Here is a 12,030-nt window from a genome sequence, read left to right as displayed (position 1 = left end):
AACGAAAAAGCCGCTGAGCGATCAGCGGCTTTTTTTATTAGAACGAATACCGCAACCCTAAACGGATCCGGTACTGCTCGCGGTTGTAATCATTCCATCGGTCCAGCCACTGTAGCTCAAGATACGGCAGCCAGTTTCTGTCGATCTTATAGCTGAATTTATTGGTAATTTCCCAGTGATGATCTTTGCCATTTTTGCTGTGGTAATCATTCACCCGCTGGAAAAAGTGCGGCTCAAAGGTGTAGAAAAACGCATCCGTCACTTTGAAATTCCAGTAGTTGGCGAATTCATGCGTGTCGTTCTTATCCATCTGCCCGTTATAGTCCGGCGTATCATAATTGTTATGGTTATAGCGATAGCGGAACGTCAGATTAAACCAGTCCGTAAATTTATAGTTAGTATCTAAATAAACCGCGCCACCTGATCCTGCGCTGCTGTCATTAATCAAGCCGCCGGGCTGGAAGGTCAGTTTGTCGGTCGGTTTGAAGAGTGGATACCACCCCTCGATTTCGTTATAGCTGTGTTTCAGTTCGTCCCATTTCCCCACGTTATAAGCGTTGGTGAACATCAGTCCCGCGCCCATATCGAAGTTATAGCCTGCACGCAGGATCACTTCGTGCAGCTCAGAGGCGGTGTTGTAGGCTTCGCGCGTTTCGACATAGGCCCCGGCAAAAACCGGGCAGGACACAGACGACACGATCAGTACAGTAATGATTCTTTTCATAATTTGTCCATGTATCAGGTACAGAAAGGCCTCCCTCCTGATAAACAGGAAGGACATAGTGGCCGGATTTATTGTTATAAAGTGACTGCTGACGCTTTATTGTTGGTGGTTATCTCAGGGGTATTTGCTGTCTGTTTTTTCCGTTTTCCAATCTCCTCGATAATAAAGGCGAAGCGCGCTTCGTTGAGTTTATAAAACAGCCCCATGGTCACGGCGGCAACGATCGCCAGGCCGCACGGCCAGAGGAAAATAAGCTGGCGCAACCCAAGCAGCGTGCCTGCGCTCTGTACGGCATGGGGAACATAGCCAATCTGGGTCAGCATGATACCGGGCAGAAAACCGGCCAGCGCCGCGGAGATTTTGCGCGAGAAGGTATAGCCGGTATACACCGACCCTTCGGCGCGGATCCCGGTTTTCCACTCGCCGTAATCAACCGTATCCGGCACCAGCGCCCAGTTCAGGCTGTTCACAAACGCGGTGCCGAAAAAGGCCATGCAGGAAAAGAGCACGAACAGCAGGGAACTGGTTCCCCAGACGAAGTTCAGCACGTCGCCCACCGCCCACAGCGTCAGCCCGCCCAGATAGACCGGCTTCTTGCCAAAGCGCTTCACCGCGCCAGGCACCAGAAACACGCCAATCAGAATGCAACCCATGCTGAAAAAGCCCATCCACGACAGGAGATGCAGATCGTTCAGCACGTACTGGGTGTAATAGACCTGAATCGCCAGCTTGATGTTAAACGCGGCGAGGGTACACAGGTTGGCGATGCACAGCACCAGCAGCGGCGGATTGCGGAAAATCGCGCAGAACGATTTCAGAATGCCGGGCTTATGGTGATCGGGCGTAAGCTCGACGTAGCGCTCTTTCACCCCGCTGTAGCACCACCACATGCAGAACAGTCCCCCGGTGACGAACACCAGCGCGGCCACCAGATAGCCGAGTGAGGGCTGGCTGACGAACAGCGCCTGAATCGGCATAAAGCCGACAGTACAGAGCAACAGTCCTACCGTTGCGCCGCCCTGACGCCACGCCGCAAGCTGCGCGCGCTCGTTCGGGTTTTTGGTGATGGCCGGAACCATTGCACCGTAGGCGCAGTTCATCAGGCTGTAGCAGAGGCCAAACATCATGAAGAGCACGGTGGCGAGGGCCGTTTTCACCGTCAGGCTAAAGTCGTTGGCCATAAACTGCGCCGTGGCCACCAGCGCCACCGGAACGGAGGCGTAGAGAATGAATGGCCGGAATTTGCCCCGCGCGCCGATATTACGCCGGGAGTCCAGCAGCACCCCGGTCAGCATGTCGGTAAACGCGGTAAAGAACTTGGCGACCAGAAAAATGATGCCGCCGTAGAACGCGGGCATGCCCAGCTCGTCCGTGTAAAACTTCAGCAGATACAGCGTGCCAATACACAGCATCAGGTTCGAGCCAAAATCACCCATCCCGTAGGCGCACTTCTCTCGCAGGCTCAATTTCAGGGTTAACGGATCAGTATTATGTGTCATGGTCGATCCTCAAAGCGCCCCGCAGGGCGCTCAATCACGTCATTTATGCCGTACGTTTGCGCAGCTCAATTTCTTCCACGATGCGCACATACATCTTCTCGTTAAGGTTGTAGAAGCAGCCCATCGCCACGATGGTGATGACCGCCAGCAGGCTCGGATAGATAAATATCAGCTGCCGCAGCCCTTCAACCGTGCCGGCGGATTGCACCACGTTGGGCACATAGCCGATCTGCGTGAGCATGATCCCCGGGAAGAAGCCCGCCAGCGCCTGGGATACCTTACGGAAGAAGGTAAAGCCGGTGTAGACCGTCCCCTCGGAGCGCACGCCGGTGCGCCACTCGCCGTACTCCACGGTATCGGAGACCAGCGCCCAGTTCAGGCTGTTCACGAACGCGGAGCCGAAGAACGCCAGGCAGGAGAACGCCACAAAGCTCACCGAGCCGCCGCCGAAGAAGTAGTTAAGCAGATCGCCTGCCACCCAAATCGTCAGCCCGCTGATGTAGACCTTTTTCTTACCGAAGCGCCGCACCGCGCCGGGCATCATAAAGACGCCGATAAAAATACAGCCCATGCTGAAGAAGCCCATGTACGACAGCAGGATCGGGTCGTTCAGTACGTACTGCGTGTAGTAGACCTGAATGGCGAGCTTAACGTTAAAGGCGCCCAGCGTGCACAGGTTAGCGATGCACAGGATAAACAGCGGACGGTTCCCGGCGATGGCGCGAAACGACTGCAACAGCCCCGGTTTCTGCGCCGGGTTAGCAGGCTGCGTCTCGACGTAACGCTCGGTTACGCCTTTATAGCACCACCACATAAAGAACAACCCGAACAGCGAGAAGAGGGTGGCGGCAAAGATGTAGCCAAGCTGGTCGTTGCCCTCAATCAGGTTCATCACCGGGACAAAGCCCACCGTACAGAGCAGCAGACCCAGCGTGGCGCCGCCCTGGCGCCAGGCGGCCAGCGAAGCACGCTCGTCCGGGTTTTTGGTAATGGCGGGCACCATCGCGCCGTAGGAGCAGTTCATCATGCTGAAGAACAGGCCGTACAGCATGAACAGCACCGTCGCCATCACCGTTTTACCGGTAATTTCAAACGGTGTGCCGACGAAGTTAGCTATCGCCAGCAACGTTACCGGGAAGGCTGCATACAGCACGAACGGGCGGAATTTCCCTTTCGGGCCGATCTTGCGCCGGGAATCGAGCATGATCCCGGTGCCCATGTCGGTGAAGGCGGTAAAAAACTTCGCAATCAGGAAGATAATCCCGCCGTAGGTGCCAGGCAGCCCCAGGACGTCGGTGTAGAACTTCAGCAGATACAGCGTGCCGATATCAAGCAGGATGTTAGAGCCGAGATCGCCCATCCCGTAGGCGAGTTTTTCTTTAAACGGCAGGCGCAGGGTTGCCGGATCAGAAGTATGTTGACTCATTATTGTTCTCCGTCTGCCCGCAGGTTTCCCCGCGGGCGAGCCTTATCATATATGACGTAAGGTGCTAAACAGATCTGCCCATTCGCTGTGCTGGCGATAGAAGACCGGCGGTTTGCCGAGCGGGGCATCAACGGTGATGTCACCGCCCTGGCAGGTTTCCCCGGTCCACGCATTGACCCAGGTGTCCTGCGGCAGATAGAGCGACCAGTCGCGGCGTCCCTCTTCATGAACCGGCGCCACCAGCAGATCGCGGCCAAACAGGTACTGGTATTTCAGCGTGTAGGCGCGCGCGTCGTCCTCGTAGTGCAGGAACAGCGGGCGCATCACCGGTAGGCCGCTCTTCGCGTTCTGCGCTACCGCAGCTTTGATGTACGGCTTCAGAGTGGTGAAGACGGTGGTCATGCGCGCGAAGTGGGCGATGGTGTCCGCGTCGCCGTCGAACTGCCAGTTGTCGCCAGGGCGGTTGCCCTCGTGGGTACGCATCATCGGCGTAAAGGCGCTGAAGTCGCACCAGCGCAGCAGCAGCTCTTTGCTGCGCTTCATCTCGAAGAGGGTCGTATAGCCGCCAATGTCGCTGTGGTGCAGCCCGTGCCCGGTCATCGCCAGCGACAGCGCCGCCGGTACGACGGACGCCAGACCATCGTCCAGGCTCCAGTCGACGTTCTGATCCCCCGCCCACATCATCACAGAGTGCTTCTGGCTGCCGGTGTAGCCCGCGCGCATGAAGAACAGGATCTCCCCGAGCTTGCCGGTCTCCTCCAGCGCTTCGTAGTTACATTTCGCCCACAGGGCAGGCCAGGCGTTATGCATGATCTCCGCGCTCACGCCGTTGTGCAGGAAGGTATCGGTCGGCAGATATTCCCCGAAATCGGCCATCCAGCCGCCGCAGCCCAGTTCGATCAGGTTCTTTTTGATCACCTCTTTGTACCAGCTGTAGGCTTCCGGGTTAGTCAGGTCGATAACGCCCGCGTAGAACTCGCCGAACTCAACGTGGTAATCCTTGCCGTCGGCATCTTTGGTCAGATAGCCGCGCTTCGACGCCTCTTCGCAGAGATCTTTATCGCTGGCGACGTAAGGGTTGATATAGGAGAGGAACTGCACGCCTTCCTCTTTCCACTGCGCAATCCGCTCATCAAGCTGCGGATAGAGCGCGCTGTTCCACTTCCAGTTCCACATTACGCGTTTGCCAAAGGAGGTCATCCGGATGCCGGACCAGTCCTGCGCCCAGATGCCGTTTACCTTCACGCCGCCCTCGCGCATGGCGTCGAGCTTCTGCTGACACACCTCGGTGCCGCCCTGAATACCCAGCGTCACGCCGTCGTAAACCCAGTCCGGCAGTTCAGGCTGACGCCCCAGCAGGCCGGTCAGTTTTTCCAGCAGATCGACGTAGGTTTCTGCGCATTCGAAGCGCAGCGTGGCGTTATCTTCCCAGAATGCCAGCTCGTGGAAGTCCGGCGCGCTGAAGTCGAAGTTCATATAACAGCTGTTATCCACGTGGCAGTAGTACTTCTGGGTGCTCACGAAGGTAGGCTGTGGGAAGAAGGTCCAGTAGTAGTCGCCGCCCGCGTTCTCTTTGCAGTCGGCCTGCCAGGTGACGTAGGTCTGCTTATTGCGGCCCACGCCCTGCTCGCTGGTCCACAGCGGGAACGGCTTGCCGCGCAGATCGAAATACGAGAACTGCTCGCCGCAGCCGTAGATATGATCGTCAGGCTGAGCCGCCAGCCGCAGCCAGATGCGGTTATGGCTGGCGGCGTCATTTTTCAGCTTCAGCTCCAGACGGCCCTCACCATCCACGCCCACCAGCAGCGTCGCGCTCACCGCGTCGCCGCGGGTAAAGCGGATTGCCCAGCCCGCGCTTTGCTGCGTGACGGTCGCGTTCGTCAGGGCAATCTTTTCGTTAAGCTTGTCTTTGATGCTGAAATTGCCGCGAAACATCTCGATATCCGCTTCGCCTGCACCGATCCACAGGCAGGGGGCATCCGCAGAGTGGGATAAAATCAGACGGTCCTGCCAGCGCAGGGTGAAACCACTTTCGTTATTTTTCAGGTCAATATTGTGTAGGGTACGCATAAAAACTCCGTCTTTATTATTTGGCCAGGCTATCCAGTAATCCGGCGGCTACGGCAGGGGCTAAGCCCGGCGCCAGCGGCAGGCGGGGGATCACCAGGCAGTGCAGCAGGTGGTAAATATCCTGCTTGCCGTCCCAGACTTTGGTGGTCACTTCGTTATTGGTGTCCAGCTCCTGCCACCATGAACCGTTTTCGTAATCCATCAGGTACTTGATGCAGTAATCCCACCATTTCTGATACCAGGCTTCGTACTGCGCCTCGCCGGTGACGGTGTAGAGCGCGTAAGCCGTGCCCATCGCCTCGACGATTGGCCAGCGCACGCGTTCGCGCACGATAGGCTTGCCGTCCCAGCCCACGGAGTAGACAAAGCCGTCCGCCCCGTCGGGTGCCCAGGCGTCGCGAATAGTGGCGTGAAACAGGCCTTTCGCATCTTCCAGCAGCCACTCCGGCGGGGTTTCAAAGCGGGCTTCCAGCGCGGCACGCAGGTGCAGCATCAGGCGGCCCCACTCGATCCAGTGCCCCGGCGTGCCGCCGTAGGCGCGGAAGCGGTGGGCAGGGTTATCGATGTTGTAATCGCGGATCGGGTTCCAGCTGGTGTCGAAATGCTCGTTAACGCGGTACTCCCCTTTGCGCGCCACGTCGTGAATAATCACCGAGGCGATGCGCAGGGCGCGGTCGAGCCATTTCCGGTCGTGGGTCACGTCATAGACGATGAGGAAGGCTTCCACGGCGTGCATATTGGCGTTACCGCCGCGGGAATAACTTATCGTCCACGCCGGAGGAGAGGATCACCCACGGCATGGCGATGTTCTCGTTCAGCTTCTGCGAGGCCGTCAGTAGCTCGTGCTGTGTGCCCTTACCAAACAGCGGCATTTCCACTTTGTAGAGGTCGGCGCCGCTGTCGCCCAGCTCTTTGGCCGCATCGATAATCGCCTGCTCGCGGTCAAACGCGGCGCCGAGGCGCGGGGGACGCACCACCGGCTCGATAATGCTCAACAGTCCGTTGTCGTGGCACAGCGTATTGAACGCTTTCACCATTTCCAGGCGCTGCTGCGGATCTTCATCGCTGCGCCACAGCACCAGCAGCTTCAGCGCCTTACCGCCATCGCGTTTGACCGCCTGCGCGTCAACGTTCTTGTCGATCACCACGCTGTCGACCGGAATGCCGTTCCCCGGGATAAACTCGTCGGCGGCGACAATCATTGCGCAGCTTTTGGCCACGGCCTGCTGCTCGACAATCTGGCTGTAGCAGAACTGCTGGTCGACGAGGATCGCAGAGGCGTACGGCGACAGAATTTTCGCCGCATTGACTTTAAAATCCGTCAGGTGCTGGTCGGTTACCGGCACCGGCGCGCCTGCGGCAGCAAACATCAGGCGCATCGCTTCGCGCTGATCCACGGCCAGCATCGCAAAACCGCCGGAAGGTCGGGTGATATCTTTCAGGGTGTACATCGTCATTCCTCAGTCCTTTCGTATCAGTGTGTTTTTTTCAGCCCGGCAGATGCGCGAACCTGTTCAAGAATGGCCGTCCAGTCTTCGCGCCCGCGCCCGGCGGCGCGTGCCTGGTTGTATACTTCGCGGGACGCCGCGCCCAGCGGCATCGGAACGTGGAGCTGGTTGGCCACGTCGAGGGCGATCCCCAGATCCTTATGCGCAAGGTCGATCATGAAGGCGGGTGAAAGATCCCCTTTCAGCACCTTGTTCGGCCAGGATGTCGTGAAGTGGCCTTTGCCCGCCGGCGTGCCGCTCATCACCTTGAGCGCCACGTCAAAGGAGAGGCCAAGCGCTTCGCACAGTACGGCGGCCTCGGCGGAAAGGGCGTTCAGGGCGATGCTCATGTAGTTATTGATGAGCTTCACGCGGATGCCCATGCCCGGCCCGCCAGCGTTAATCAGTTCATTGCCCATCGCCATTAAAACGGGGGTGGCGCGCTCAACCTGCTGCGCCGTACCGCCCGCCAGCAGGAGCAGCGTACCGGCGATGGCATGATCAGAGGTGCGTCCGACGGGCACGTCCATCAGGCTGAAGCCTTGCTCAGCCATGTCGCGGATCAGTGCGTCGGTTTGCAGCGGGTGAATGGTGGACATATCAATGACCAGCGCGTCGCGGGATAACCCTTCGCATACGCCGTGCTCGCCGAACAGCACGCTGCGCACCAGGTCGCCGTTTGGCAGCATGGTAATGACGAATTCGGCCTCCGTTACGGCCTGCGCTGGCGTCCCCGCCGCCCGGGCGCCGCTCTCTACCAGCGCCTGAACCGCCTGCGGGTTCACGTCAAAGACGTTAAGCTGATGACCTTGCTTCAACAGATTCTTCGCCATTGGCGCGCCCATCTGCCCTAAACCGATAAATGCGATTGCTGACATGCCTCTCTCCTGTCACATCGTGTCAATTTTTGCGCGTTTGTGGTGTCTGTTTTTGATCGTATTTGTAATTTATAGTCAAAAAATTGACACGGGTCACTTTTTAAACATTTGGTGAAATTAAAATGAAGGCATCAGAAATCGCAGAAGGAATCACCATGACTCGCATCGTTTGTGTCGGCATTACCGTGCTGGATCGCATCTGGTATCTCGATGATTTACCGAAAGAAGGTGGGAAATATGTCGCAAAAGACTATACGGAAGTGGGCGGCGGCCCGGCGGCAACGGCGGCAGTGGCAGCCGCAAAACTGGGCGCGGAAGTGGATTTTATTGGTCGGGTGGGGGACGACGATACCGGCAGACGACTGCTTGCGGAGCTGGAATCCCTGGGGGTGAACACCCGCTATACGCGCATAGTTAAGGGAGCCCGATCGTCGCAATCGGCGGTGCTGGTGGACGCAGGTGGGGAAAGAGTGATTGCCAACTACCCCAGCCCCGATCTCCCTGCGGCGGCAGACTGGCTGCATGAAATCGACTTCTCTCAGTGGGACATTGTCTTAGCCGACGTGCGCTGGCATGACGGGGCAAAACAGGCATTTACCCTGGCCCGCCAGCAGGGCGTACCGACGCTGCTGGATGCGGATGTCACCCCGCAGGACATCGCGGATCTGATTGCCTTAAGCGACCACGCGGCCTTCTCCGCGCCAGGACTGCGGCGGTTAACGCAGCTGGATGAAACCGAAAACGCATTGAAAAAAGCACAAACGCTCACAAATGGACATGTGTATGTCACACAGGGGCGAGACGGCTGTTTCTGGCTGGAAAACGACACGCTATGTCATCAGCCTGGTTTTGAAGTGAACGTCATTGATACCACCGGGGCGGGCGACGTGTTCCACGGTGCGCTGGCGGTCAGCCTGGGGCAGAAATTACCCGCCGCAGACGCCGTGCGTTTTGCCAGCGCCGTCGCAGCACTGAAATGTACAAAGCCCGGCGGGCGCGCGGGTATACCCGACTGTGATCAAACCCGCTCTTTTTTGTCACTTTTTGTATAAAATGCGGGGCGTGATGGTTTTCAGAGGACAGCCCATGAGCCTTACCGAACTGACCGGCAACCCGCGTCACGATCAGCTGCTGACGCTGATTGCCGATCGCGGCTATATGAACATTGATGAACTGGCGCAGCTGCTGGATGTCTCCACGCAAACCGTGCGCCGGGATATCCGTAAGCTCAGCGAGCAGGGGCTGATCACCCGTCATCACGGCGGCGCGGGCAGGGCATCCAGCGTGGTCAACACGGCGTTCGAACAGCGTGAAGTCTCGCTTACCGAAGAGAAACGGGCGATTGCCGAAGCGATTGCGGACTATATTCCCGACGGTTCGACCATTTTTATCACCATCGGGACGACCGTGGAGCACGTTGCCCGGGCACTGCTTAACCATAATCATCTGCGCATCATCACTAACAGCCTGCGGGTGGCGCACATTCTTTATAAGAATCCGCGCTTTGAGGTGATGGTGCCCGGCGGTACGCTGCGCCCGCATAACGGCGGCATTATCGGTCCTGCGGCAACGGCGTTCGTGTCAGGATTTCGCGCAGATTACCTGGTCACCAGCGTCGGGGCGATAGAGCACGACGGCGCGATGATGGAATTTGACGTTAACGAAGCCAGCGTGGTGAAAACCATGATCGCTCACTCCCGTCACATTTTACTGGCGGCCGATCATACGAAATACCACGCCTCCGCGGCGGTTGAAATCGGCAACGTGGCGCAGGCGACGGCGCTGTTCACCGATGAGCTGCCCGGCCCGGCGCTGCAAAATCACCTCAAATCCAGCAAGGTTGAGGTTGTCGAAGTCAATTCCGGAGAAGAGCAGCAGGCTGGCTGAAAATCCTATGGCCCGATATTGCGATTCGGGCCTTTCCTTTCTCTAAGCTGAATCTGGCGCATAGCTAAAGTTTCTCTTTCCCGCTACAGTTACTTTTCCACGGCGAAAGGAGATAAACATGCTTTATATCTTTGACTTAGGAAATGTAATCGTCGATATCGATTTTAACCGGGTGCTGGGCGCATGGAGCGATTTTAGCCGTGTTCCGCTGGCGACGTTAAAGCAGAATTTCGCGATGGGTGAGACTTTCCATCTGCACGAGCGCGGTGAGATCAGCGATGAAGCGTTCGCAGAGCGTTTCTGTCAGGAAATGGGTCTCTCGTTAAGCTACGAGCAGTTTTCCCACGGTTGGCAGGCCATATTTGTCGCGATCCGCCCCGAAGTGATCGACATCATGCACAAGCTGCGCGAGCAGGGGCATCGTGTCGTCGTCCTGTCGAATACCAACCGCCTGCATACCACCTTCTGGCCGGATGAATACCCGGAAATCCACGCGGCGGCAGATAAGGTGTATCTCTCCCAGGAGATGGGGATGCGTAAACCTGAGGCGCGCATCTATCAGGCGGTATTGCAGGAAGAAGGATTCACGGCGGCGGATGCGGTCTTTTTTGACGACAACGCCGATAATATAGAAGGGGCTAATCAGTTAGGTATCACCTCCATTCTGGTGACCGGAAAAGAGACGATACCGAACTACTTTGCGAAGCAGTTATGCTAAAAACCGTTCATCAAAAAGCCAATCACCACACGCGCCCGCTGAGGGCGTGGCTGAAACTCCTCTGGCATCGCATTGACGAGGACAACATGACCACGCTGGCGGGCAATCTCGCTTACGTGTCCTTGCTCTCGCTGGTGCCGCTGGTGGCGGTGATTTTTGCGCTTTTTTCGGCGTTTCCGATGTTTGCCGATGTGAGCATGCAGCTTCGCCATTTTGTTTTCGCGAACTTTATTCCTGCCACCGGCGATGTGATCCAGAACTACATTGAACAGTTTGTCGCTAACTCCAGCAAGATGACGGCGGTGGGGGCATGTGGGCTTATTGTTACCGCGCTGCTGCTGATGTACTCCATCGACAGTGCGCTCAACACCATCTGGCGGAGCAAAAAAGTCCGCCCGAAGGTTTACTCCTTTGCCGTCTACTGGATGATTTTAACCCTTGGCCCATTGCTGGCGGGGGCAAGCCTGGCGATCAGTTCCTACCTTCTTTCGCTGCGCTGGGCGACCGACTTAAACAGCGTGATCGATAACGTGCTGCGTATCTTCCCGCTGATTTTATCGTGGCTTTCGTTCTGGCTGCTCTACAGCGTGGTACCAACCACGCGCGTACCCAACCGGGATGCCGTGGTGGGTGCGCTGGTCGCGGCGTTGCTCTTTGAGCTGGGCAAGAAAGGATTCGCGCTTTATATCACCATGTTCCCCTCTTATCAGCTGATTTACGGCGTGCTGGCGGTGATCCCCATTTTGTTTGTCTGGGTCTACTGGACGTGGTGTATCGTCTTGCTTGGCGCCGAAATAACTGTCACTCTCGGGGTCTACCGCGAACTCAAAAAAGCAGCAGAAGCTGAAAAACAACAAGAAGCAGACCAACCATGATTGCATTGATTCAGCGTGTAACCCGTGCCAGCGTCACCGTGGCGGATGAGGTGACGGGTGAAATTGGCCCAGGACTTTTGGTGCTTCTGGGTGTCGAAAAGGATGACGACGAACAAAAAGCCAACCGCTTGTGTGAGCGCGTACTGGGCTACCGCATTTTCAGCGATGCGGAAGGCAAGATGAACCTGAACGTTCAGCAGGCGGGCGGCAGCGTGCTGGTGGTCTCCCAGTTTACGCTGGCCGCGGATACCGAACGCGGCATGCGCCCGAGTTTTTCGAAGGGCGCGGCACCGGATCGCGCAGAAGCCCTTTACGAGTACTTTGTTGAGCGCTGTCGCCAACAGGACATGAATACACAAACCGGACGATTCGCTGCGGATATGCAGGTTTCGCTGGTGAACGATGGCCCCGTCACATTCTGGCTCCAGGTATGAGCCAACTGGCGGCATGGCCGCGGGTAACAAGA

General features: G+C 57.3%; 10 protein-coding genes and 2 pseudogenes. 5 read left to right on the top strand and 7 right to left on the bottom strand.

Features of this window, described 5'->3' with window-relative positions; genetic code table 11:
• Positions 1-37 precede the first annotated feature (37 nt).
• From ompL to yihU, 7 genes and pseudogenes are all read right to left on the bottom strand, one after another.
• Positions 38-724, bottom strand: coding sequence for a porin OmpL (gene ompL / locus L379_RS22950; RefSeq protein ID WP_003861929.1), 687 nt, complete (start codon positions 722-724; stop codon positions 38-40).
• 74 nt (positions 725-798) lie between these two features.
• Positions 799-2,223, bottom strand: a complete 1,425-nt coding sequence (locus tag L379_RS22955) for an MFS transporter (protein ID WP_017382668.1) — start codon at positions 2,221-2,223, stop codon at positions 799-801.
• Between the two features lie 43 nt (positions 2,224-2,266).
• Positions 2,267-3,649 carry an MFS transporter gene (locus tag L379_RS22960; RefSeq protein ID WP_006808723.1) on the bottom strand — a complete coding sequence of 461 codons (1,383 nt, stop codon included), beginning with the start codon at positions 3,647-3,649 and terminating at the stop codon, positions 2,267-2,269.
• Between the two features lie 45 nt (positions 3,650-3,694).
• Entirely contained in the window at positions 3,695-5,719 is a 2,025-nt protein-coding gene (locus L379_RS22965; protein ID WP_032652006.1) for an alpha-glucosidase, read from the bottom strand.
• A gap of 16 nt (positions 5,720-5,735) precedes the next feature.
• Positions 5,736-6,473: pseudogene (gene yihS / locus L379_RS22970) on the bottom strand (sulfoquinovose isomerase); the annotation flags it as partial.
• Positions 6,469-7,176, bottom strand: a pseudogene (locus tag L379_RS22975) (aldolase); the annotation flags it as partial. The pseudogenes yihS and L379_RS22975, both read right to left, overlap by 5 nt.
• 17 nt (positions 7,177-7,193) lie before the next feature.
• A complete protein-coding gene (gene yihU, locus L379_RS22980) occupies positions 7,194-8,084 on the bottom strand; it encodes a sulfolactaldehyde 3-reductase (RefSeq protein ID WP_032649900.1) in 891 nt (296 codons plus the stop codon).
• Positions 8,085-8,239: 155 nt separating this feature from the next.
• On the opposite strand from yihU, the gene L379_RS22985 reads away from it, so the two are divergent.
• The 5 genes from L379_RS22985 to dtd all read left to right on the top strand — a co-directional run bounded on the left by L379_RS22985 (position 8,240) and on the right by dtd (position 11,998).
• Positions 8,240-9,136, top strand: a complete 897-nt coding sequence (locus L379_RS22985) for a sugar kinase (RefSeq protein ID WP_023304652.1) — start codon at positions 8,240-8,242, stop codon at positions 9,134-9,136.
• Positions 9,137-9,170: 34 nt separating this feature from the next.
• Positions 9,171-9,971, top strand: a complete 801-nt coding sequence (locus L379_RS22990; RefSeq protein WP_003861944.1) for a DeoR/GlpR family DNA-binding transcription regulator — start codon at positions 9,171-9,173, stop codon at positions 9,969-9,971.
• 118 nt (positions 9,972-10,089) lie between these two features.
• Complete coding sequence (gene yihX, locus L379_RS22995; protein WP_003861947.1) at positions 10,090-10,689, top strand: glucose-1-phosphatase; 600 nt, start codon at positions 10,090-10,092, stop codon at positions 10,687-10,689.
• The gene (locus tag L379_RS23000) at positions 10,683-11,564 is read left to right on the top strand and encodes a virulence factor BrkB family protein (RefSeq protein ID WP_003861949.1); all 882 of its coding nucleotides are present in this window, start codon (positions 10,683-10,685) and stop codon (positions 11,562-11,564) included. Before yihX ends, L379_RS23000 begins: the two co-directional genes overlap by 7 nt.
• A complete protein-coding gene (gene dtd, locus L379_RS23005; protein ID WP_015569909.1) occupies positions 11,561-11,998 on the top strand; it encodes a D-aminoacyl-tRNA deacylase in 438 nt (145 codons plus the stop codon). Before L379_RS23000 ends, dtd begins: the two co-directional genes overlap by 4 nt.
• Positions 11,999-12,030 lie beyond the last annotated feature (32 nt).

Origin of the sequence: Enterobacter sp. MGH 33, from assembly GCF_000534535.1 — a bacterium.
Taxonomy (GTDB): Bacteria; Pseudomonadota; Gammaproteobacteria; order Enterobacterales; family Enterobacteriaceae; genus Enterobacter; species Enterobacter hormaechei_C.
Note: the sequence above shows the minus strand (reverse complement) of the source record. Positions and strands in the feature narration are given on the sequence as shown.

Excerpts from the sequence above, each read along its gene's own strand:
- ompL (WP_003861929.1), bottom strand. The coding sequence starts at position 724 with ATGAAAAGAATCATTACTGTACTGATCGTGTCGTCTGTGTCCTGCCCG.
- L379_RS22955 (WP_017382668.1), bottom strand. The coding sequence starts at position 2,223 with ATGACACATAATACTGATCCGTTAACCCTGAAATTGAGCCTGCGAGAG.
- L379_RS22960 (WP_006808723.1), bottom strand. The coding sequence starts at position 3,649 with ATGAGTCAACATACTTCTGATCCGGCAACCCTGCGCCTGCCGTTTAAA.
- L379_RS22965 (WP_032652006.1), bottom strand. The coding sequence starts at position 5,719 with ATGCGTACCCTACACAATATTGACCTGAAAAATAACGAAAGTGGTTTC.
- yihU (WP_032649900.1), bottom strand. The coding sequence starts at position 8,084 with ATGTCAGCAATCGCATTTATCGGTTTAGGGCAGATGGGCGCGCCAATG.
- L379_RS22985 (WP_023304652.1), top strand. The coding sequence starts at position 8,240 with ATGACTCGCATCGTTTGTGTCGGCATTACCGTGCTGGATCGCATCTGG.
- L379_RS22990 (WP_003861944.1), top strand. The coding sequence starts at position 9,171 with ATGAGCCTTACCGAACTGACCGGCAACCCGCGTCACGATCAGCTGCTG.
- yihX (WP_003861947.1), top strand. The coding sequence starts at position 10,090 with ATGCTTTATATCTTTGACTTAGGAAATGTAATCGTCGATATCGATTTT.
- L379_RS23000 (WP_003861949.1), top strand. The coding sequence starts at position 10,683 with ATGCTAAAAACCGTTCATCAAAAAGCCAATCACCACACGCGCCCGCTG.
- dtd (WP_015569909.1), top strand. The coding sequence starts at position 11,561 with ATGATTGCATTGATTCAGCGTGTAACCCGTGCCAGCGTCACCGTGGCG.